16 protein-coding genes and 1 tRNA gene are annotated in these 21,660 nt (G+C 45.6%); 9 read left to right on the forward strand and 8 right to left on the reverse strand.

Going from position 1 to position 21,660, the window contains the following annotated elements:
• Position 1 precedes the first annotated feature (1 nt).
• On the reverse strand, positions 2-1,039 hold the full coding sequence (locus tag BQ7480_RS02660) for an HlyD family secretion protein (protein ID WP_072541606.1): 1,038 nt from the start codon (positions 1,037-1,039) through the stop codon (positions 2-4).
• Between the two features lie 49 nt (positions 1,040-1,088).
• On the reverse strand, positions 1,089-2,393 hold the full coding sequence (locus BQ7480_RS02665) for a TolC family protein (protein ID WP_072541607.1): 1,305 nt from the start codon (positions 2,391-2,393) through the stop codon (positions 1,089-1,091).
• A gap of 161 nt (positions 2,394-2,554) precedes the next feature.
• Here BQ7480_RS02665 and BQ7480_RS02670 point away from each other — a divergent pair, with 161 nt between their 5' ends.
• Positions 2,555-3,457: a helix-turn-helix domain-containing protein gene (locus BQ7480_RS02670; protein WP_072541608.1), complete on the forward strand. Its 903-nt coding sequence runs from the start codon at positions 2,555-2,557 to the stop codon at positions 3,455-3,457.
• A 21-nt stretch (positions 3,458-3,478) separates the two neighbouring features.
• Here BQ7480_RS02670 and BQ7480_RS02675 read toward each other — a convergent pair whose 3' ends face one another.
• Positions 3,479-3,931, reverse strand: a complete 453-nt coding sequence (locus BQ7480_RS02675; RefSeq protein WP_072541609.1) for an acyl-CoA thioesterase — start codon at positions 3,929-3,931, stop codon at positions 3,479-3,481.
• A gap of 120 nt (positions 3,932-4,051) precedes the next feature.
• Between BQ7480_RS02675 and BQ7480_RS02680 the strand changes: the two genes are divergently transcribed.
• A complete protein-coding gene (locus BQ7480_RS02680; protein ID WP_022355133.1) occupies positions 4,052-5,335 on the forward strand; it encodes an O-acetylhomoserine aminocarboxypropyltransferase/cysteine synthase family protein in 1,284 nt (427 codons plus the stop codon).
• 72 nt (positions 5,336-5,407) lie between these two features.
• Here BQ7480_RS02680 and BQ7480_RS02685 read toward each other — a convergent pair whose 3' ends face one another.
• On the reverse strand, positions 5,408-6,580 hold the full coding sequence (locus BQ7480_RS02685) for an iron-containing alcohol dehydrogenase (protein ID WP_072541610.1): 1,173 nt from the start codon (positions 6,578-6,580) through the stop codon (positions 5,408-5,410).
• A 154-nt stretch (positions 6,581-6,734) separates the two neighbouring features.
• On the reverse strand, positions 6,735-8,927 hold the full coding sequence (pnp, locus tag BQ7480_RS02690) for a polyribonucleotide nucleotidyltransferase (RefSeq protein WP_072541611.1): 2,193 nt from the start codon (positions 8,925-8,927) through the stop codon (positions 6,735-6,737).
• A 250-nt stretch (positions 8,928-9,177) separates the two neighbouring features.
• Here pnp and BQ7480_RS02695 point away from each other — a divergent pair, with 250 nt between their 5' ends.
• From BQ7480_RS02695 to BQ7480_RS02710, 4 genes are all read left to right on the forward strand, one after another.
• Positions 9,178-10,323, forward strand: coding sequence for a TlpA disulfide reductase family protein (locus BQ7480_RS02695; protein ID WP_072541612.1), 1,146 nt, complete (start codon positions 9,178-9,180; stop codon positions 10,321-10,323).
• Between the two features lie 288 nt (positions 10,324-10,611).
• Positions 10,612-11,076 (forward strand): transcription elongation factor GreA, encoded by a 465-nt coding sequence (gene greA / locus BQ7480_RS02700; protein ID WP_022355129.1) that lies wholly within the window; start codon positions 10,612-10,614, stop codon positions 11,074-11,076.
• Positions 11,077-11,129: 53 nt separating this feature from the next.
• A complete protein-coding gene (locus BQ7480_RS02705) occupies positions 11,130-11,537 on the forward strand; it encodes an HIT family protein (RefSeq protein ID WP_022355128.1) in 408 nt (135 codons plus the stop codon).
• A 120-nt stretch (positions 11,538-11,657) separates the two neighbouring features.
• Positions 11,658-14,033: a TonB-dependent receptor gene (locus BQ7480_RS02710; RefSeq protein WP_072541613.1), complete on the forward strand. Its 2,376-nt coding sequence runs from the start codon at positions 11,658-11,660 to the stop codon at positions 14,031-14,033.
• Between the two features lie 94 nt (positions 14,034-14,127).
• Here BQ7480_RS02710 and BQ7480_RS02715 read toward each other — a convergent pair whose 3' ends face one another.
• Positions 14,128-15,174 (reverse strand): mannose-1-phosphate guanylyltransferase, encoded by a 1,047-nt coding sequence (locus tag BQ7480_RS02715; protein WP_072541614.1) that lies wholly within the window; start codon positions 15,172-15,174, stop codon positions 14,128-14,130.
• A gap of 166 nt (positions 15,175-15,340) precedes the next feature.
• Between BQ7480_RS02715 and BQ7480_RS02720 the strand changes: the two genes are divergently transcribed.
• Positions 15,341-15,427: transfer RNA gene (locus tag BQ7480_RS02720), tRNA-Leu, on the forward strand.
• A 220-nt stretch (positions 15,428-15,647) separates the two neighbouring features.
• Here BQ7480_RS02720 and BQ7480_RS02725 read toward each other — a convergent pair.
• Positions 15,648-18,149 carry a Plug domain-containing protein gene (locus BQ7480_RS02725; RefSeq protein WP_235816627.1) on the reverse strand — a complete coding sequence of 834 codons (2,502 nt, stop codon included), beginning with the start codon at positions 18,147-18,149 and terminating at the stop codon, positions 15,648-15,650.
• A gap of 82 nt (positions 18,150-18,231) precedes the next feature.
• Positions 18,232-19,062, reverse strand: a complete 831-nt coding sequence (locus BQ7480_RS02730) for a GLPGLI family protein (RefSeq protein WP_072541615.1) — start codon at positions 19,060-19,062, stop codon at positions 18,232-18,234.
• A 213-nt stretch (positions 19,063-19,275) separates the two neighbouring features.
• Here BQ7480_RS02730 and BQ7480_RS02735 point away from each other — a divergent pair, with 213 nt between their 5' ends.
• Positions 19,276-20,718 carry a sensor histidine kinase gene (locus tag BQ7480_RS02735; protein ID WP_072541616.1) on the forward strand — a complete coding sequence of 481 codons (1,443 nt, stop codon included), beginning with the start codon at positions 19,276-19,278 and terminating at the stop codon, positions 20,716-20,718.
• Positions 20,715-21,398 carry a response regulator transcription factor gene (locus BQ7480_RS02740; RefSeq protein ID WP_072541617.1) on the forward strand — a complete coding sequence of 228 codons (684 nt, stop codon included), beginning with the start codon at positions 20,715-20,717 and terminating at the stop codon, positions 21,396-21,398. Before BQ7480_RS02735 ends, BQ7480_RS02740 begins: the two co-directional genes overlap by 4 nt.
• Positions 21,399-21,660 lie beyond the last annotated feature (262 nt).

Below are 21,660 nucleotides of genomic sequence, written 5' to 3' on the forward strand. Positions count from 1 at the left end.
ATCAGTATCTCACTTTACATTCCACATTCATTCCGGCACGGAGGCGCGCCAGGTCTTCCGGCTTGTTGTCGGCTGTAAATTCAATGCGTACGGGGATGCGCTGTTCCACCTTGACGAAGTTGCCGGCGGAATTGTCCTGTGGCATCAGGGACAGGGAAGAGCCGGTGGCATCCGAGATGGAAGAAACCACCCCTGTGAATTTCACGCCCGGTACGGCATCCACCTGAATGTCTACTTTCTGTCCGTTCTGCATGACGGAGGTCTGCGTTTCCTTGTAGTTGGCAATGACCCACTTTTCTGTCTCGTCAATCAGGGTCACCATGGTCTGTCCCGGTTGTACCAGCTGTCCTTCGTGAATGTTCTTGCGACCGGTCATTCCGTCGGCAGTGGCCACGATGACGGTGTACGACAAGTTCAGCTTGGCCAGGTTCAGTTCGGCAGCCGCTACTTTGATGGCTGCGTCGTTCTGTTCCAGGCGTTGGGTCTGTTCATGTTTCACCAGGGAGGTGGATTGCTTCTGGCGGGTCATCTGCTCGTAGCGCGCCTTGGCCGCTTCGTATTCTGTCTTCACCCGGTCGTATTGCTGGACGGTGACGGCATGTTTCTTTATCATCTCCGTGTACCGTTTGTAGTCGGCCTCGGCATTCTTCAGGCGGACGGCTGCTTCGCGGATACCCGCATCGGTCACCAGAATGTTGCTTTGTGTGGTACTGATGGTGGTGTGCATGGCATCCTTTCCTACCAATGCATTCTGGTAGTTGGCTTCAGCCTGTGCCAGACGCAGCAGGTATTCCGAGTCCTCAATCACCAGCAGGGTGTCTCCCTTGCGGACTTTCTGGTATTCTTCGAAATAGATTTTCTTGATGAATCCCGGCACGCGGGTGTTGATGGGAGTGATGTGTTGTTTCACCTGTGCATTGTCGGTGTATTCCACGTTGCCTAGGTGGACGAAATGACTGCACACCCACACAATTCCTGCGAGGATGATGACGGTAAGAATGATATTCGAAATCTGTTTGTTTCTTTTTATATTAGCCATGATGTATAAGCGTTTGAAAATGAATGTTCTTTTTATAAAAGGAATTGATTTACAAGGTACCGATGGTCTTCTTCAGCATGAAATATTGGTAGAGGATACCTATCTGTGCGTTGGCCAGTTCCAGTTCGCTGCTCAGTTGGATGTTGCTGGCATCCAGCATGTCGGTCACCAGCGACAGTCCGTTGAGGTAGCGGCTGTGAATCACCTCGTAGTTCTCGTGGGCCAGCTGCACGTTCTTTTCCTTTGTATCCAGCCGGGTGTAAGCCTCTTCCAGATTGATATACGCCGCATTGATGCCGTTCGACAGCTGTTCGTCGGCCAGCCGTTTGTTTTCCTGTGCCTTCAGTGTGGCCAGTTTGGCCTGTTTCACCTTCTTGTTGTTCTTGAACAAGGCATCAAACTTGTAGGTGACATTCACTCCCACATACCAGTAGTTGAAGTTCTTGTTGATGGGCGGCACTTCAATCAGAATCGGGCCGTCGAAGTTATTGGCTGCAATCAGTCCAATGGTCGGACGTCGGCCGGCCCGTGCCATTTCCTGCTGTTTTTCACTCATGCGGACTCCCAAATCGGCCAGTCGCATTACCGGAGCCTGGGAGCGTGCGTCCTGCCAGTACAGCTCACTCTGTTTGTCGATACCGGCAGAAAGCAAGGTGGTGTCCGGCAGAATTTCCGTTTGGATATCCAGCCCGATGGTAGTAACCATCTGACGGTTGAGAATCCGAATCCGGTTGTTTACGTTGGTCAGTCCCAGTTCCAGGTTTTTCAACTGGAGTTCGTAGCGGGTGATGTCACTCTGAAGTGCCGCCCCCTGTTCGAAAGCCGAACGGATTTCTTCAATCAGCAGACGGGTCTGTTCGATGTTTTTCTCATACACCCTCCGCTGGTTGTGCAGCTGGAACAAGTCGAGGTAATGTCCCACCAGCATGAAGCGCACATTCTGTCGGTCGTTGTCGAGTTCCGTTTCGGCCATCTCCTTTTGCAGTTCGCTCATCTCGATGCCCGTGGAAACCGCACCGCCTGTGTAGACGGCTTGTGTGGCCTTGAACGCAAAATTGTTGCCAAAGTGCGGCATGTCCGCCTTCATGCCGTTGGAAAAATCCCGGTCACTCATCCAGCCGTCGCCGATGTAGCTGAAGGAGAGTCCGGCTTCTATGGAAGGCAGGCGGTCGTTCTTGGCCACTTTGATGGCTTGTACTGCCTCGTCGACGGCCAGGTTGTGTACTTTCAGGCTTTTGCTGTGCGCATCGGCCAGGCGGAAGAGTTCTTCTACTCCCAGCACGCGCGGTTGGGCCGAAGCAGACCAGAAGCCGATGCAGCCCAGTAACCCTGTCATGAAAAGTTTGTGAATCATAAATACGTGTTGTCTTAATTATCGGTTCAAAGGTCACGTTTTTGCGGGGAAAAGATGATGTTTCAAATTCGACAGAATTTGTCTGAGATGAAACTTTTTGCAAAAAGTTTGGTCAAATGGCCGTTTCTTTTTTATCTTTGGGAAGGTAGAAAAACAGGCTTATGGAGCGTTGTCAGATTATTAACATACAAGAAATAGTCCGGGAAAAACGGGGAGTGGCTTATCGGGGAGAAATTGGAGTGTTTGTTCCAAGTGATACTTCTGCTATTTATTTGGCCGAAGGACTTCCAGTGTATGTGAATGCTTTTTCGTATTTGCTGGCTTTGCAGGGAAAGGCCCGTCTGGTGATTGATGAAACGGAATATGAGATTCTTTCCGGTTGCCTGTGTCTGCTTTCACCCTTGCATCTGACTTGTTTTTCGGAGGTGTCGGACGATTTCCGGTGTATGTTTTTGTGTCTTCACAAGGATTTTGTGGATAGAATCGGGGTGTTCAACCTAAAGCAGCGCATTGCCAAGGGGATGCACATGCATCGTAATCCGTCTGTCCAGATGAGTGCGGCTGATACGGTGGTGTTGAAGGAGAGTATTGAAAATATCAGAAACCAGATTCTAAGGCAGGACCATTTGTACCATCTGGAACTGATGCAGAATGCCCTCATCCGGTTTTACTTGGAACTGGATAACATTCTGGACCGGAACATACAGCCGGAGGGTAGTGGGATGACAGTCACCCGGAACCGCATGAAGTTGCAAGAGTTCATCACCCTGCTGATGAATTATTTTAAGGAAGAGCATCAGGTGGCTTTCTATGCAAAGGCCATGCACATTACGCCTCAATACCTGACAGCCATAGTCAAGGCACAGACTGGAAAGACGGTGAACGCATTTGTTTATGAACTGATTTACAGTGAGGCACGCAATCTGTTGGTCTCGACCGATTTGAGTATCCAGCAGATTACGGCACGGCTGAACTTTGCCGACCAAGCTTCGTTCAGTAAGTTCTTCAAGCGGCATGCAGGTGTCTCTCCTCAGATTTTCAGGGAGGAAGCTGGAAAAATCTGAGGAGTCTGCAGGGATTTATAGTTAGGGTTTCACAGGTTCGGAAAGCTCATCGAGCGTTTTTCCTTCATAATCACAGATGGCCTGTTTGTAGGCCAGAGGAATTTCCACAGGTTCTTTGGTCAGAATGTCGTAGCCTACGAGCACGGTGCGGCACTGGCATTTCAATACGCCACTGGCTTTGTTGAAGGCCCGTTGTAGCATGGTGAAACTTTTATGCCCCAGATGGATGACGGTAGTTTCGATGATAAGGTCGTCGGAAAAGAAGACGGGAGCCAGAAAATCCGCATTGATATTGACCACTACCACATTGAATTTTTTGCATTCATCTTGTCCAAAGACATCACGGAAATAGGAGGTCTTTGCAAAGTCGTACAAGGAGAAATAAACCGAGTTGTTCATGTGACCGTATTGGTCAACATCGCTGAAACGGATTTGTACGGGGACTTCGTGTTTGAATTTGATTTCTGCGTTCATAGTAATGTTTTTAAGTTTTTCTCAAATGTACATCTTTTTTTCATAAATCTGCTATCAATGGTGGAATATTTCTTACTTTTGTCCGTCATAATGAATTGTGGATAAAAAATATAACATAAGATGAAACAGAAATTCAGCAAAGAGACACTTTGTGTGCAGGCAGGATGGACTCCGAAGAAAGGAGAACCCCGTGTATTGCCTATTTACCAGAGCACTACCTTCAAGTATGATACCAGTGAGCAGATGGCTCGCCTTTTCGATTTGGAAGACAGTGGTTATTTTTATACTCGTTTGCAGAACCCGACCAACGATGCGGTGGCTTCGAAGATTGCAGCCCTCGAAGGGGGTGTGGGCGCCATGCTGACTTCTTCCGGTCAGGCAGCCAATTTCTATGCCGTATTCAATATCTGTGAGGCGGGCGACCATTTTGTTTGTTCGTCTACTATCTACGGTGGTACTTTCAATCTGTTTGCCGTGACCATGAAGAAACTGGGTATCGAATGTACCTTCATCGATGCCGATGCACCGGAGGAAGAGATTGACAAGGCTTTCCGTCCGAACACCAAGTGTTTGTTCGGTGAAACCATTTCCAATCCGAGCATCAATGTGCTGGACATTGAGAAGTTTGCCCGTATCGCTCACAAACATGGGGTACCTTTGATTGTGGATAACACGTTTGCCACTCCGATTAACTGCCGTCCGTTTGAATGGGGGGCTGATATCGTGACTCATTCTACGACAAAATACATGGACGGACATGCCACTTGTGTGGGAGGAGCTGTGGTGGATAGTGGTAACTTCGACTGGGAAGCACATGCCGACAAGTTCCCGGGACTGACGCAGCCGGATGAATCTTATCATGGCCTGACTTATACGAAGGCATTCGGAAAAATGGCTTACATGACCAAGGCTACTGCCCAGCTTATGCGTGACTTGGGTTCTATCCAGTCGCCGGAAAACGCCTTCCTGTTGAACTTGGGGTTGGAGACTTTACACTTGCGTATGCCGCGTCACTGTGAGAATGCACAGAAAGTGGCAGAGTGGCTGGAAGCTAACCCGAAGGTGAAATGGGTACACTATTGTGGCCTGAAGAGCAACAAGTATTATGAACTGGCACAGAAATACATGCCGAATGGTTCTTGTGGTGTGATTGCTTTTGGACTCCATGGCACACGTGAAGACGCCATCAAGTTCATGGACCATCTGAAACTGGCTTGTATCGTGACACACGTGGCCGATGCCCGTACCTGCGTCTTGCATCCGGCAAGTCATACACACCGTCAGCTGACAGATGAACAGTTGATTGAAGCGGGAGTAGCTCCCGACCTAATCCGTCTGTCTGTCGGCATTGAAAATGTGAATGACATCATTGCCGACCTGGAACAGGCGATGGAACAGATTTGATTGATATCAATCGGGTGAAATAAAAAAGGAGGGCATTTTGAATGTCCTCCTTTTTTGTGTATATACGGGCGATTATCTGTAAGATTTTTGGTAAATCTGAAGTACTTCCTCGTCGGTCATCGGATGCGGATCGAGGGTGAAGAGTGAGCCCATGGTGTCGCGGGCGTTCTGTACCATTTTGGGGAAGTCCTCCGGTTTTACGCCCCAGTCGCTCAGTTTCAGCTGATATACGTTACATTCCTTTTGCATGCGGACCAGTGCGTCGATGAAGTCGCTGGGTCGGTTGCTCTTCTGCTGAGTCATGATTTCGGCCATCTTCATGTAACGTTTCATGCTGTCGTTGCGGAACGTCTCAAAGTAGGCCTCACTGATGGCAATCAGTCCGGCTCCGTGTGGCAGTTCCGGATAGAAGGCGCTCATGGCATGTTCCATGGAGTGTTCGGAAATACAGCAGGAGGTGGATTCTACCAAGCCGGCCAAGGTACTGGCCCATGCCACTTTGGCACGTGCCTTGAGGTTGCGTCCGTCTTTTACGGCTACCGGCAGGTATTTATACAGCAAGCGGATGGCTTCGAGGGCATACAGGTCGCTGATTGGAGTGGCACAGTTGGCCAGGAATCCTTCTGCCGCGTGGAAGAAAGCATCAAATCCCTGATAGGCGGTGAGATGGGGTGGAATGGAAACCATTAGTTCCGGGTCGATGATGGAAAGAGCCGGGAAGGTCAGCGGACTGCCGAAGCCGATTTTTTCCTTCACTTCCTCGTTGGTGATGACACTCCACGGATCGGCTTCCGTTCCGGTACCGGCTGTGGTCGGGATGGCAACTACTGGCAGAGCTTTTGTGACGGGACGTCCTTTTCCGGTACCAGCCGGAATGTAATCCCAGTAATCGCCTTCGTTACAGGCCATGATGGCAATGGCCTTGGCAGAGTCAATGCTGCTGCCGCCTCCTAAGCCGACAACGAAGTCACATTTTTCTGCGCGGCAGATGGAAGCGGCTTCCATCACGTGTGCCTTTATCGGGTTGGGCAGAATCTTGTCGAATACGACCGATTCCGTATTGTTTTCTTGTAACAGTTCAATCACCTTGTCTAGGTAGCCGTATTTCTTCATGGAAGTACCACAGGAGATGACAATCAGGGCCTTTTTACCTGGTAGTTTTTCTGTCGCTAACTTTCTTAACTCGCCACATCCGAACAAAATCTTGGTCGGAATGTGTAGACTGAATACAGGATTTGCGTTCATAATATAACCGTTTAAAGTTCGTTTACCCAAAAATACGAAAATAAAAGCAGAATGGATGAGGAGGCGTGTTAAAAATCGCTTTTATATCGGAGGTCGTGAGAATAAAAAAGGCCGCCATGAGGCAGCCTTTTATGAAAAGTACGCTTAAAGCGGATTATTCTTTGTCTTTGTGGTCCTTGTGGTTCTGCTGAGGACGACGTTCCCGTTTCGGGTGGTTTTCTGTCATACCTTCCGGCTTCGGAAGCAATGCTTTGTGTGACAGTTTGAACTTGCCGGTCTTCGGGTCGATGTCCAACAGTTTCACTTCGATTTCGTCTCCTTCTTTCAAACCGGTTTCTTCGATGGTTTCAAAGCGCTTCCAGTCGATTTCAGAGATGTGCAGCAGACCGTCTTTTCCCGGGAGGAATTCAACGAAAGCACCGTAAGGCATGATAGAACGAACCTTACCTGTATATACTTCGCCTACTTCCGGAACTGCCACAATGGCTTTGATCATACGCAATGCATCATCGATGCACTTCTTGTTGGTACCGGCGATTTCGATGCGGCCTACACCGTCTACTTCTTCAATCGTGATAGTAGCACCGGTTTCTTCCTGCATACCCTGGATAATCTTTCCACCCGGGCCGATTACCGCACCGATGAATTCTTTCGGAATGGTCATCGTTTCGATGCGCGGTGCATGCGGTTTCAGTTCAGGACGCGGTTCAGCGATACATTCAGTCAGTTTGCCAAGGATGTATTCACGTCCCTGTTTTGCCTGCAGCAAGGCTTTCTCCAGAATATCGTAAGTCAGTCCGTCGCACTTGATATCCATCTGTGTGGCAGTGATACCGTCGCGAGTACCTGTTACCTTGAAGTCCATATCACCCAGGTGGTCTTCGTCGCCCAGGATATCTGACAAGATAGCGTATTTATCTTCTCCGGCGTTCTTGATCAATCCCATCGCAATACCTGAAACCGGCTTCTTGATAGGTACACCTGCATCCATCAAAGCCAGTGTTCCGGCACAAACCGTAGCCATAGAAGATGAACCGTTAGATTCCAGAATATCAGAAACCACACGTACGCAGTAAGGATAATCAGCAGGAATCTGTCCCTTCAGTGCGCGCCATGCCAGATGACCGTGACCGATTTCACGACGGCCTACACCACGCTGTGCCTTTGCTTCTCCTGTAGAGAACGGCGGGAAGTTATAGTGCAACAGGAAACGTTCCTTGTGCTGGTCGAGTACATCGTCCACAATCTTTTCGTCCATCTTGGTACCCAGTGTGACTGTACTCAAAGACTGAGTTTCACCACGGGTGAAGATAGCTGATCCGTGAGGACCTGGCAGCGGACTGGTTTCACACCAGATCGGACGGATGTCGGTCGTGGCACGACCATCCAGACGTTTGCCTTCATCAAGGATGCAACGACGCATCGCTTCTTTTTCTACGTCGTGGTAGTAGCGGTCAATCATCGGACCCTTTTCTTCCAGTTCTTCTTCAGTGAATTGAGCCTTGAACTCATCGCAGATAGCAGTGAAAGCATCTTCTCTTTCGTGCTTGTTCTTGTTGCCAGATTCTGCGATGGCGTATGCTTTTTCGTAGCAGGCATCATGTACGGCCTTACGCAGGTCTTCGTCATTTTCTTCGTGGCAGTATTCACGTTTTACGGTCTTGCCGACTTCTTCCATCAGTTCCATCTGCGCCTTGCAGTGAACCTTGATGGCTTCGTGAGCGAACTTCATGGCTTCCAGCAAGTCCTGTTCAGAAACTTCTTTCATTTCACCTTCTACCATCATGATGTTTTCATAAGTAGCGGCTACCATGATGTCCATGTCGGCACGTTTCAAAGCTTCGAAAGTCGGGTCGATGACAAACTGTCCGTCGATACGGGCTACACGTACTTCTGAAATCGGACCTCCGAACGGAATGTCAGAAACAGCCAGTGCGGCAGAAGCAGCCAGACCGGCCAGTGCGTCCGGCATATCCACACCGTCGGCAGAATAAAGTATGATATTTACGTAAACTTCAGCATGATAGTTGTCCGGGAACAGAGGACGCAACGCGCGGTCTACCAGACGGCAAGTGAGGATTTCGTAATCTGAAGCCTTTCCTTCACGTTTGGTAAAGCCACCCGGAAAACGTCCGAATGCGGAATATTTTTCTCTGTACTCTACCTGGAGAGGCATAAAATCTGTACCGGGAACTGCATCTTTTGCTGCACAAACAGTAGCCAGCAACATGGTGTTACCCATGCGTAGCATAACAGCACCATCTGCCTGTTTTGCCAGCTTTCCCGTTTCGAGTGTGATGGTTCTTCCATCATTCAGCTCGATCGTCTTAACAATAGGATTGATCATAAAAATTGATTTAATATTATTTCATCTAAAAAAGCGTACAAAGATAGTGTTTTATTGCGGATAAAAGCAGGTATTTACCTAAAAGTTTCAGGGTGAAGTGCTTTTTATCCAATTATTTGTGACAAAAACACCTAATTTCGTGCGTTTGATGATGGATTTATCTTTTAAAAACTTTGTGACATCGTGAAAAGCCGTATCTTTGCACCTTGAATTTACATTAGATTGTGGGATAAAAAGAAAATAATCAGGTATGAAAAGAAATACTTATCTGTTTGTGGCATTGTTGTCGGCGGGGTTGGTGGCCTGCAACAATGAACCTTCTTTCAACGTAGAAGGAACGGTGGCCGGTGCCGCTGATAAAATGTTGTATTTGGAGCAAACCGGTTTGGAAGGAATTGTAACACTTGATTCTGTCAAGCTGAATGACGGTGGTTCGTTCCATTTCTCAGAGGCTCGTCCGGATGCGCCAGATTTCTACCGGCTTCGCTTGGATAACCAGGTAATCAATTTTGTGGTTGATTCTACGGAAACCGTAAAAGTGAATGCAGACGCCAATGGATTTGCAACGGCTTATCAAGTGGAAGGTTCGGAAAACAACCAGAAGATTAAGGAACTGGTTTTGCTACAGGCAGATTTGCAGGATAAGGTAAACAAGCTGGGACGTTCCGGACTGCCTGCAGGCATCGCACAGGACAGTTTGGTTTCACTGGTCAATGCCTATAAGAATAATGTAAAGCGTAATTATATTTTTGCCCAGCCTAACAAGGCTTATGCATATTTCGCCCTGTTCCAGGAACTGAACGGGTACATGATATTCGATCCGCTGACCAACAAGGAAGATGTGAAATGCTTTGCGGCAGTGGCTACCAGTCTGAATAATATGTATCCTCATGCCGACCGTTCCCGTAACCTTTACAATATGGTCATCAAGGGCATGAAGAATACCCGCACACCTCAGGTACAGAATGTCGATATTCCAGTGGATAAGATTAAGGAGACTTCTATCATTGATATTGAATTGAAGGATTTGAAAGGGAAAACCCATCATCTGACCGACTTGAAGGGAAAAGTGGTGCTGGTGGATTTCACAGCGTATGCTTCCGCCGTTTCGGGAGCCCGCAATCTGGCATTGCGCGAGCTGTATGATAAATACGCTTCACAAGGGTTGGAGATTTATCAGATTTCCTTGGATGCGGATGAACATTTCTGGAAAACCGCAGCCGACAACCTGCCGTGGATTTGTGTGCGTGACCCGCAAAGTACCTATTCCACTTACTTAAGTCTGTATGGAGTGACCCAGTTGCCGACAGCTTTCTTGGTAAACCGCAACAACGAGCTGACCTTGCGTATTGATGAGAAGACCAATATGGAAGAAGCCATCAAGAAATTGTTGTAACATGTTGAAAAGCATGCATTGATAAACTTGACTGGTATCATAAAAAGATTTATCTTTGCTCCCAAGATATAAGACTCTGTGCAAGAGAGGCTGTATCAAAATAAAAATTGAATTGTCAGATTGTCATTCTGAACAAAGTGAAGAATCCGTTTGTTTATCTATTCATCTGGGGTTCGCTCTTCGTTCAGAATGACTTTACTTTTGTGATAGGCGGTTTTTATTTTGGACAGCCCTTTACTTTTATCGAAACAAATCAATTAATAACGAAAATATTTAAGGAGAAAAATTATGGCTTACATGTCAGAAGAAGGCTATCAGAAGCTGGTGGCCGAATTGAAACACCTGGAATCAGTGGAGCGTCCGAAGATTGTCGCTGCCATTGCGGAGGCTCGTGACAAGGGTGACTTGTCGGAAAATGCAGAATACGATGCGGCAAAAGAAGCCCAAGGTATGCTGGAGATGAAGATTAACCAGTTGAAGGCAACCATTGGCGATGCCAAGATTATTGATACATCCAAATTGAAAACCGATACGGTACAGATTTTGAGCCGTGTGGAATTGAAGAACGTGAAGACCGGCATGAAGATGGCTTATACCATCGTATCCGAAAGCGAAGCCAATCTGAAGCAAGGCAAGATTTCCGTCAATACGCCGATTGCACAGGGTTTGCTGGGCAAGAAAGTGGGCGAAGTGGCAGAAATCACTATCCCGCAGGGAAAAATCTCATTAGAGATTACAGGTATATCATTTTAATTTGTAAGGCAGGTCTGCTCTGGCGGACTTGCCTTATTTAATATTCTATCAATATGGCAACAATATTCAGTAAAATCATTGCAGGTGAGATTCCCAGCTACAAGGTGGCTGAGAATGACAAGTTTTATGCTTTCTTGGATATCAATCCGCTGGTAAAAGGACATACGCTGGTAGTGCCCAAACGGGAAGTGGATTACATTTACGACCTGAGTGATGACGAACTAGCTCAGATGCATGTGTTTGCCAAACATGTGGCACTGGCCATTCAGAAGGCTTTCCCGTGCAAGAAGGTGGGTGAAGCGGTCATCGGTCTGGAAGTTCCCCATGCACACATTCATTTGATTCCTATCCAGAAGGAATCGGACATGCTGTTCTCCAATCCCAAGCTGCAACTTTCTCAAGAAGAGTTTACCGCAATAGCCAAGGCCATCAACGAGGCTTGGAAAGCTGAAAGCAAATAATTTTCTTCTAAAAAAATACCTTAAATATAAAGTATTCTTCGTATTTTTCAGGTGTGGTTTTCAGAAAACTGAGATTTTTGGAAACCGCACCTGATTTTTTTATCGAAATACTGTGTGCCTATGTTTTACAAACGAATTGCTCCCTTTATCCTTTTCTTGTGTTTTGTGCTGAAAGTGTTTGCCGTTGAATACCAGATAAAAGGAACCGTGATTGACAAATCCACCCGCCAACCGCTGGAGTTTGTGAACGTGCTGGTGGTGGGGTTGGGCATCGGCGCTTCGACCGACAGCAATGGAAACTTTACCATTACGCAGGTGCCTCCGGGAATCTATCGCCTGCAGGCCTCGTTTCTGGGGTATAAAACGGCACTGACTCCCGAATACCGTGTGAACCATGTCACTCCCTATGTGCAGATTGAGCTGGAGGAAGAAAATACTTCCCTGAATGAAGTGGTGGTCACTGCCTCTCCCTTTCAGAAAGTGGTGGAGAGTCCGGTCAGCCTGCGGGTCATCGGTTTGCAGGAGATAGAGAAAGCTCCGGGTGCCAACCGCGACATCTCAAAGGTGGTGCAGAATTATCCGGGAGTGGCTTTTTCTCCCATCGGTTACCGTAATGATTTGATTGTGCGAGGCGGTGGGCCTTCAGAAAACCGTTTCTATCTGGATGGAGTGGAAATTCCGAACATCAACCATTTCAGTACCCAGGGAGCTTCCGGCGGACCGGTCGGACTGATTGATGCCGATTTGATTCGTAGTGTGAAGTTTTACAGCGGGGCCTTCCCGGCCGACAAGGGCAATGCCCTGAGCAGTGTGTTGGATTTCAGTCTGCGCGATGGCGACATGGAGCGGAACTCCCTGAAAGCTACCTTGGGCGCTTCGGAAGTCTCTTTGAGTTCCAATGGGCACTTGGGTAAAAAGACCTCCTATCTGGTGTCGGTCCGCCAGTCCTACTTGCAGGCTTTGTTCAAGGTGCTGGGACTGCCTTTCCTGCCTGCGTATACCGATGCCTCCTTCAAGCTGAAAACCCGTTTCGACAGTCACAATGAACTGACTTTGCTCGGACTGGGAGGCCTTGACCGCATGAAACTGAATCTGGGTATTGAGGGAGAAGATGCCGAATACATGCTCAGTTACCTTCCCAAAATAGAGCAGGAAACCTATACCGTAGGTGGGGTGTACCGGCATTATACCCCTATACATGTGCAGACCATCGTGCTGAGTCAGAGCTATCTGAACAACCGGAACATCAAATACCGTAACAACGATGAAAGCAGTGAGGACAATTTGACGCTGCATTTGGGTTCAGTGGAACAGGAAACCAAACTGCGAATGGAGAACACCTCCTCGTGGAGTGTGTGGAAGGTAAAAGCAGGTTTTGACCTGAACTATTCCCGCTACAAAAGCGATGAATACCGGAAGATATTTGCCGATGCACTTCGGGAATACAATTACCACACCGACCTTTCCCTCTGGCGGTGGGGACTGTTTGCTTCCATTGATTATGCGGCTCCCGACAAAAGTTTTACAGCTTCCATTGGCGTGCGTACCGATGGCAACAATTACAGCGACAAAATGAAAGAACTGTGGCGCCAGCTTTCTCCCCGTCTGTCCGTGTCTTATCGTCTGGCCGACGGACTGTTCCTGAGCGGTCATGTGGGGCTGTACTACCAGCTGCCTTCTTATACCGCCTTGGGTTTCAAGGGAGAAGCCGGAAACTATGTGAACAAACACTTGGATTACATCTCCGTGTCGCAGGAGAGTGTGGGACTGTCCTGGACTCCTAATGAAAACATGGAGTTCTCGGTGGAAGGTTTCTACAAACTCTATGGAAACATGCCGTTCTCTTTGTCCGACCAGATACCCTTGTCGTGCAAGGGAAATGACTACGGGACGATTGGCAACGAAGCTCTTTCTTCCGAGGCCAAAGGACGTTCCTACGGAGCGGAACTGATGTTCAAGTGGTTGCTGACACAGAAACTGAACCTCTCTTCTTCACTGACCATTTTCAAAAGTGAGTTCAAGGACGGCAAGCAAGGCAGCTATGTGCCTTCCGCCTGGGACAATCGGTTTATCTTGAACGTGAGCGGTACCTATAACTTTCCCAAGCATTGGAGCCTGGGTGCCAAAGTCAGCTGCATCGGAGGTTCTCCGTACACTCCCTATGATGAGGCAAAATCGTCTCTGGTGGAGGCCTGGGACGTACAAGGACGGGCTTATTACGACTACAGCCGTTATAACCAGGAGCGTCTCCCCGTGTTCGGCCAGTTGGATGTGCGGGTAGACAAAACCTTTTATTTGAAGAAATACATGCTGGGCTTTTACCTCGATATCCAGAATATCACAGCCAGTAAGCTGCGTCGGCCAGATGCCCTGATGAGTACGGGGCAGATTGAAAACCCTTCTGCTCCGCTGGCTGAACAGCGTTACGTCATGAAATCCATCCGTCAGGAAAGCGGTACCCTGCTTCCCACACTGGGCATTACTTTTGAATATTGAGAATAAGACGACATAAGAAAACGGTCTGCTTCTTTCTTCGAGGAAAGCGGCAGACCGTTTTCATTATCTGAATAGACGGATTGCTTTTTGCGATTTATGAGTATTGTTCTCCGAATTTCATTTCCGCGTCGTTGACGAATTTCCGGATAGCATTCTGGTCGTCCTTCTTGCAGATGAGCAAGGCATTCCCCTGTTCGGCAATCAGGTAGTTTTCCAAGTCCTGCACTACGACCAATTTATCCTTCGGCGTCATGATGATATTTCCCTTGCAGTTGTACAACAACGTGTTGCTGTGTGTAGTCACATTCTGGTTCTCATCCTTCGGTGAGGCATCGTAGAGCGAGTTCCATGTGCCAATGTCCGCCCATCCGAAGTCACACAATAACACGTACACATTGTTCGCTTTTTCCATGATGCTGTAGTCGATGGAACTGTTCGGACATGTGCTGAACTTCGGCATGTCACATTCCACTTGCGGACACACATCCGCCATCATTTCATGAAACGCTTTCAGAATGGTATCGACATGCCATACAAAGATGCCCGAGTTCCAGTAAAATTCATTGCTCTGTACGAACACCTCCGCAAATTCCCGCAGTGGTTTTTCGACGAACGTTTTGACTTTATAGAAGTCTTCTTCCTTGTCCTCTTCAGAAATCTGGATGTAACCATAACCCGTTTCCGGGTAGCTGGGTTTGATGCCCAATGTCAGAAGCTTGTCCGTTCGGGAAGCAAATTCCAGTGATTTCAGGATATCCCGTTTGAACTCATCCATTTTGAGAATCAGGTGGTCGGACGGGGCGACGACGATACTTGCGTCGGGGTTGATTTTCTGGATGACATACGAAGCGTATGCGATGGCAGGAGCCGTATTTCGGTGTTCTTCCTCTACGATGAGCTGCGATTCCTTGAAGTCGGGGAGCGAGTTCAGTACCAGTTCCCTGTAATGCTGGTTGGTAGTGATGAAAATATTCTCTGCAGGAAGTATTTGCTTGTATCTTTCGTAAGTCTGTTGCAAGAGCGTCTGCCCAGTTCCAAAGAAGTCGAGGAATTGTTTGGGTAAGGCTTTGCGGCTATATGGCCAGAACCGACGCCCGGTTCCTCCGGCCATGATGATGCAATAAAAATTCTTACTGTCCATGGTAGATGCTAGCGTTAAAGTTTGATGCTAAGATAGAGTTTATTTTGCAAGAAACGTCAGAAAAGGATTCTAAATAGTGTTAGAAAACTTTTTTTCGTTTTTTTCGGTGGGAATCCTTGCAATATCGGAAAAGATGTGTACCTTTGCACTCGCAATCGAAAATTATGCCCAGATGGCGGAATCGGTAGACGCGCTGGTCTCAAACACCAGTGGAGTAACATCCATCCCGGTTCGACCCCGGGTCTGGGTACCACAAGAAGCTAAGCAACTGAGAAATCAATGCTTAGCTTTTTTTGTTACAATGTTTCCCAATTGTTCCCAATCACCCTTGTACAGGTCTACCACCTCTTTCTTTTATGGTTGATCGTTTGTAGGTATTATTCCAAATTATTGAAACGGTTTTACTCGGATAAAATTTTTCCATATTTTGCTAACGCTACATTAACGTATAGCAATTGTTTGTCTCAAAAATATTATAGTGTTATGGCAAGCGTGAATAATAGTTCACGTCCACGCAGTTTGTAATTATAGCTGTAGGTATTGATGGAATTGTATATCGTATAGCTATATGAATCCTGGTTTAACGCGTTTTGCAAGCTTAGATTAAACCTGAAAGCCTTGAATAGCCAGGTTATGTCAAAATCAAGCAAGCCCATTGTTTTACTCTGATTTTCAGTTAAGTCCTTTTTCACGATGTCTGATGAAGCGGACAATATAAGAGACTGTACCGGTGTAATTTTGAATGAGATTTTATGTACTTGTGACCAATAACATCTCTTGATGTCCTCATAGCTCAAGAAGGTTTTACTTATTTCACCGGAATAGTCCAGTTCAACATATTTGCAGGGCTGCGAGGTCAATGTAGGGGAAATGCCGACGTTTTGCCAGGAATAGGTTGTAAGCAAACTGTTCTGTTCCGCTTGCTGCTTTCTCCATATATACAGGCCATTTAATGAAATTTTTGTCTTTATGGATTCAATTTGTTTGGTAATGCCCAGTTGTGCCGTTATGTGATGGGTATTGTTAGGCATGTATAGGTAAGTTGACTGAATCAAGTCTGATGCTACTTTCTGGGATGCTAGCAGATTGTTATGTTCACGTTGGTACATGATGTCAGCATTTACAAACCACATATCCAATGGTATCTTATAGTCATAGTGCAGGTTTGCCATCAACGATTTATTGTCTTGTAGAATGCCGGAACTGATTTTTTGAGTGGTGTTGTCTGTCTGCACCGGGAACGTCAGGAAGTCCAGGATGTCCCCAAAGTTTCGTGTATAGGTTACTTGCGTCCTGAATGTAGAACGGCTACTGACTTTATAGTTGAAATAAATTCCGGGACATACAGAAAAGAAACTGAATTTATCTTTTCCATTCTGTATGTGATTCCTGTTGTGTATGTAATCTATCCGCATAAGTACATCGGTCCGAAAGACATATATGTGTTTCGGATGGGTATATTCATACCGCGGAGCAAAAACCACGCTTAAATTACCGCCTGTTATATCGTTCTTATTGTCTGCATTGTCCCGGCAGGACTGTAAATCTGTTTGCATTTTATCTGCCGAATAGTTCAGTGACAGTGGAAAATAAAAACGCGAGTTCTTGAAATCATAAATCGCAGACAAGAGATTCTTAGTCTGAAGGTTCAAGCTGTTTGCATGCTGACGAATGTTATTACCTTCGTTTGTTATAGTAAGCCTGACTTGTGGTGTGTTGAATAACAGAACGGAGGATGATAGTCTCCAGCGCAGTTTCTTCTTGCGCCAGCTATATGAAAAATTATTTCCTACGTAATAGTCACGCATGGACTGTTGCTGCATAAGTGCCTGGCCGTTTTCCGTAGTCGGCAAGTCGTTGCTCAGGAACGTGGCCTTGCCAAATAATGAATTGTGAAGATAGCTTGTCGACGCATTGTTTTTATAAACGATAGAGAAACTGGGGGTATGACCGGTTGAAAGCGGATTTATTCCTTGGTTAATGAGGATATTCTCATCCCCGTCGTAGAAGTTACGTTGAATGTCATAATCATATTGGCTTTTGGAATGACTGTAGTCGATGTTTCCCCGCAATGTGGCTGTTTCTGTTATTTTTTTGATAAAATTGACTGAACACATGAGTTCAGTAGGTGAGGCATATCGGTCTTTGTCTATCGGAGGAGTGGAAGCCGATATATTGCCCATCAGTTTTTCTGCCTTAGACTCTTCCTGGATTCCTCCGAAAAGGGAAGTCACTTCATCTGAAGCAAATGAATGTACGTTTCCGACTTTCAATGTGGCAATGGTTTGGAACTTGGGCTTGAAAAGCATACCGGCCCCGCTTGCCTGATATAGCCAGTCGTCACCATACCCGACGGAGCCTTCATACGTTCCAATGGGTTTTAAGCGTGCGTTGTTGTTCAGGTGGATGTTTATGGCTACGTCATCTGAAAAAATATCCTTATTCATCTTTACGGCCTGATGATTGTTCAGTACCTGAACAGAATTTACATACGAGGCCGGTATATTTGTGGTCGCTATGTTATATTTCCCGCCCAGTAAATCCAGACCGTCAATGTAAAAGTTTGAGATGTCTTTCCCCAGGTATTTGATGTTGCCTGATTTTTCCACGTTGATGCCTGGAAGTTTTTTCAGGGCGTCCTTCAATGTATAGTCACTTTGGGTAGTGTATGCAGAAAGATGAAAGGACAAAGTATCACCACGTTGGTAGATGGCCGGCGCCTTAACAATCACTTCTTTCAATTCCGTCGTTTTTTCTTTCATTGTAATGTGGCAAGTCTGGGACATATTTAAGATTTCCTTTTCCACAGATTCATATCCCATCGACTCGGCGATTAGCTTGACTTTTTTTGAATCTGTATGAAAGGCCACATTAAAATGTCCCTTGTCAGAAATTGCATAGGCAATGACGGTGCTGTCCGTAGAAATTTTGATTATCGCACCGTCAATGCCTGTGCCGTAAACATCTCTCAGCATTCCTTCTACCCGGCTTTGAGAGTAAGCGAGACCTGTAATCACGCAATATAATATACTGAGGAATAAACGCATAGTCAAACTTTCATTCTAATTCCAAAGGAGTGTAACCATTTGGGCGAATCCGCAACTGTACACCGTTGATAAGGATGGAGCTTTTCCCGTCTTCATTCTTTTGCACTGTCATATCACTGATTGATTCAAGTGGAATGTTTTTCATGGGGTCCTCTTCATATTTGTTCTTGCTTTTGACAAACTTGTCTCTTTCCACGGTCACCATGTGGGGGATATCCGGCACAGCGATGGACAATGTGCCTTTGCGGAAAGTGATGGCTTCAAAACGGTGTATGTTTTCTGTATCATAAGCCCGCATTACGAGGCCGGGAAGACCGCAAAATTTCCAGGGACCGTAAGTGGTCGGTATTTCCGGTGCGTACCATACGACCCATTTCCTTCCTCCATATTCACCCGTTGCCTTTTTGCAGACGTAACCACAGATGGTATCAGTTTCATTGCTTAAGTTCCATTGTATCGGACGGAGTTTTTCCTTGTACATATAATAATCAGGCGGTATTACACTGTAAACAGACATTTCGCCTTGCGGATGGTTCTGTAATACCGTCTGGTCGAAAAACAAACTGTTTTTCATTTCCTGCATCTGGTATTTTTTTATATCCTCGTCGGAAGCATGGGAGGTGGCGTTGACAGAATCGGACTGGAATGCCGTGTAATCCATAAAACAGGAGCAATCACGTCCTATCTGTAAAATGGTCGTATAGGTATCCGTAATGGATTTTGAATTTGTCACCTTATATTCGTACAGGCATTCATAATCTGTCGGAAACGTGTTGTTTTGTTGTGCGGACAATGATAAAGAAAGTCCCAGACTTGCACAGAGAATAAAAAAATGTTTCATATACAATAGATTTTATGGAGTTAATATCTGTTTATAGTTATTCCCCCGCAATTTGTAAAGGCGGTGGAGTTGTGCAAAGGTATCGGGGCTGTGACAGATTTGAAAAAATAATCATTATCCTATTCTTATAGAATTATTATTAAATTATTATAGCGGATTAATATTGCCTTGACCATGCTATCCATTCAATTCAAATTGCCATATATTTGCATCATGGAAAAAAGAATCAAAATACTGAATTACCTGACCGTAATTGTGATAGTGTTATTTACCATCGTGCAGGGCAAATGGCTCTATTCCCGATATAAGTACACGGTACAGACCTGTGCGGATACACTTTACAGTCGTGTTTTTGAGTCCATTGATGAATACAACAAAGTGCGTCAGAGTGCGGTCAATAACGAAATTGCCGTTGAATACACGACCAGACGGTTTATAAGGGGAGGTACTGAGATGTTTTTATTTGATATCTATACGGCAGATATGCAACATTGTTCAGCCATTGATTCACTTTCAGCTGATTTGTTTTCCAGAATATATGAAATGCAACATCCTGATTGGCTGGATAGAGAAGTGCAAGTGATTGTTGTCAAACAGGAACGGAAAGAATCGGAGGTTCTTGCTGCAATAGAACGTAGCTGTCTTAACAGACGGTCTCCTTTTTCAGTGGAAAAACTCGACACGAGAATACGGTCTAACCACATTAATATCGATACCATTTTCGCCGAAACGGCAGATTCGATAGTCTGGGAATCTTCCCGTGCAGAATGGGGTTCGTTGTTCCATCCTGTACTCTCCATAACCTATCCATACGATATTCTTGGCAAGAAGCTGGTACGAATGGATTGCCCAATTGCGTTACCGCTGATTATAAGAGAAATGTCGGATATTCTGTTCTTTTCATTCACCTTATCTGTTTTATTGGTTTTTTGCCTTGTGGCACAGATTGCCACGATCCGCAAACAGCGTAAAATAGAAAATCTCCGATCAGACTTTATACAAACAATGATTCATGAACTAAAACGTCCGATTGCAACGCTCAAGATGTGTGTATCCTATATGGGTAATGAGCGGCTTATGAAAGATATTCAGGGTAGGCAAATGGTAGTTGCTGATTCCCATACGGCCTTGGATAGCCTGTCTGCTTTGTTCTCCAAGCTGAGAGACTTGACTTTCAGTAATGCAACCGAGATTCCACTTAATATTTCAGCGTTCAGTCTGCACGATTTGCTGGATACGTGTATCCATAAACTGAATATACCAAGTGATAAAAATGTCCATATAGTTGTTCTTCCCCACGAGGATGTGATTATTGCTGCTGATAGGATGCACATGATGAATATTATCGACAATCTGTTGGAGAATGCAGTAAAATACTCGCGAGAAAAGGTGGAAATCGAAATAGATTATCAGAAATGTGACAATGACTACGTCCGTATCTCAGTTAAAGATAATGGATTTGGTATCCCTAAATCAGAACACAGGCACATTTTTGAGAAATTCTATCGTGGGCGGATTGGTTTTGAAAAAAACATAGCAGGTATGGGACTCGGACTGGCTTATGTCCGTATGCTTGTGGAAGCTCATCGGGGTAATATACACATAGAAAGTGAGCTGAATCATGGAAGTTCTTTTATTATAGAGTTACCACAATGAATAAACATGAAATACATATTTTGTTGGTTGATGATGACAGGCAGAATTCATTGCTTTTGAAACGTTTCTTAGAACTCGAAGGGTATACAGTAACCTACGCATCTGATGGAGCTGCTGCGTGGGAAATGTATAAGCAGCAACATCCCGATTTGATATTGTTGGATGTGAATATGCCTGTAATGAACGGATTCGAACTTGCACAGAAAATCCGTGAGATTGATAGTGAGGTATTCCTTTTTTTTCTTACTGATCGTACGGAAAAGGCAGACCGGTTGAAAGGATTCCACTTGAAAGGTAATGACTATATTCCCAAACCGTTTTATCCAGAAGAGTTGATTGCGAGAATTGACGAACGGTTTGAAAACAGGAAAGTGAATGTTCAATGTCACTATATGATTGGGAAAACATTGTTTGACAGTCAAAATTCAACAGTCTCATACAACGGGCTAATCCGTAATCTATCGGCACGTCAGACGGATATCCTGATTCTGCTATCACGAAGTGTCGGCACTTTGGTGACACGGGATGAAATTCTGAATCAAGTATGGGGTGACATCAGCTATTCTAATTCGATGTCTTTGAATGTACAGATTACTTATTTACGACATATTCTTGCTCCTGATAATACCCTTAATATTATTTCTGTGAAGAAGAAGGGATATATCCTTCAGATACAATGATGAACTACAAAGAATCAGTCTTTGGCTGTATGTCGGATGGAACGGTCTTATGGGTCAATCCGGACTTCTTGTTCTCCTGTCCTATAAAACGGTAATAGGATAGTGCAACGAAAATTCTTTGCAAAAATCATCGGTCATACATTAAATCTCTGTAATTTTAAACTTTGAGAACATCGTGATAATCGTTTAAATGTGATAATTGTTCACTATAAATTTAATACCCTTTTCACTATGTTGTTATATTCCAGTAGATTATATTTAT

The organism is Bacteroides mediterraneensis (assembly GCF_900128455.1).
Taxonomy (GTDB): Bacteria; Bacteroidota; Bacteroidia; order Bacteroidales; family Bacteroidaceae; genus Phocaeicola; species Phocaeicola mediterraneensis.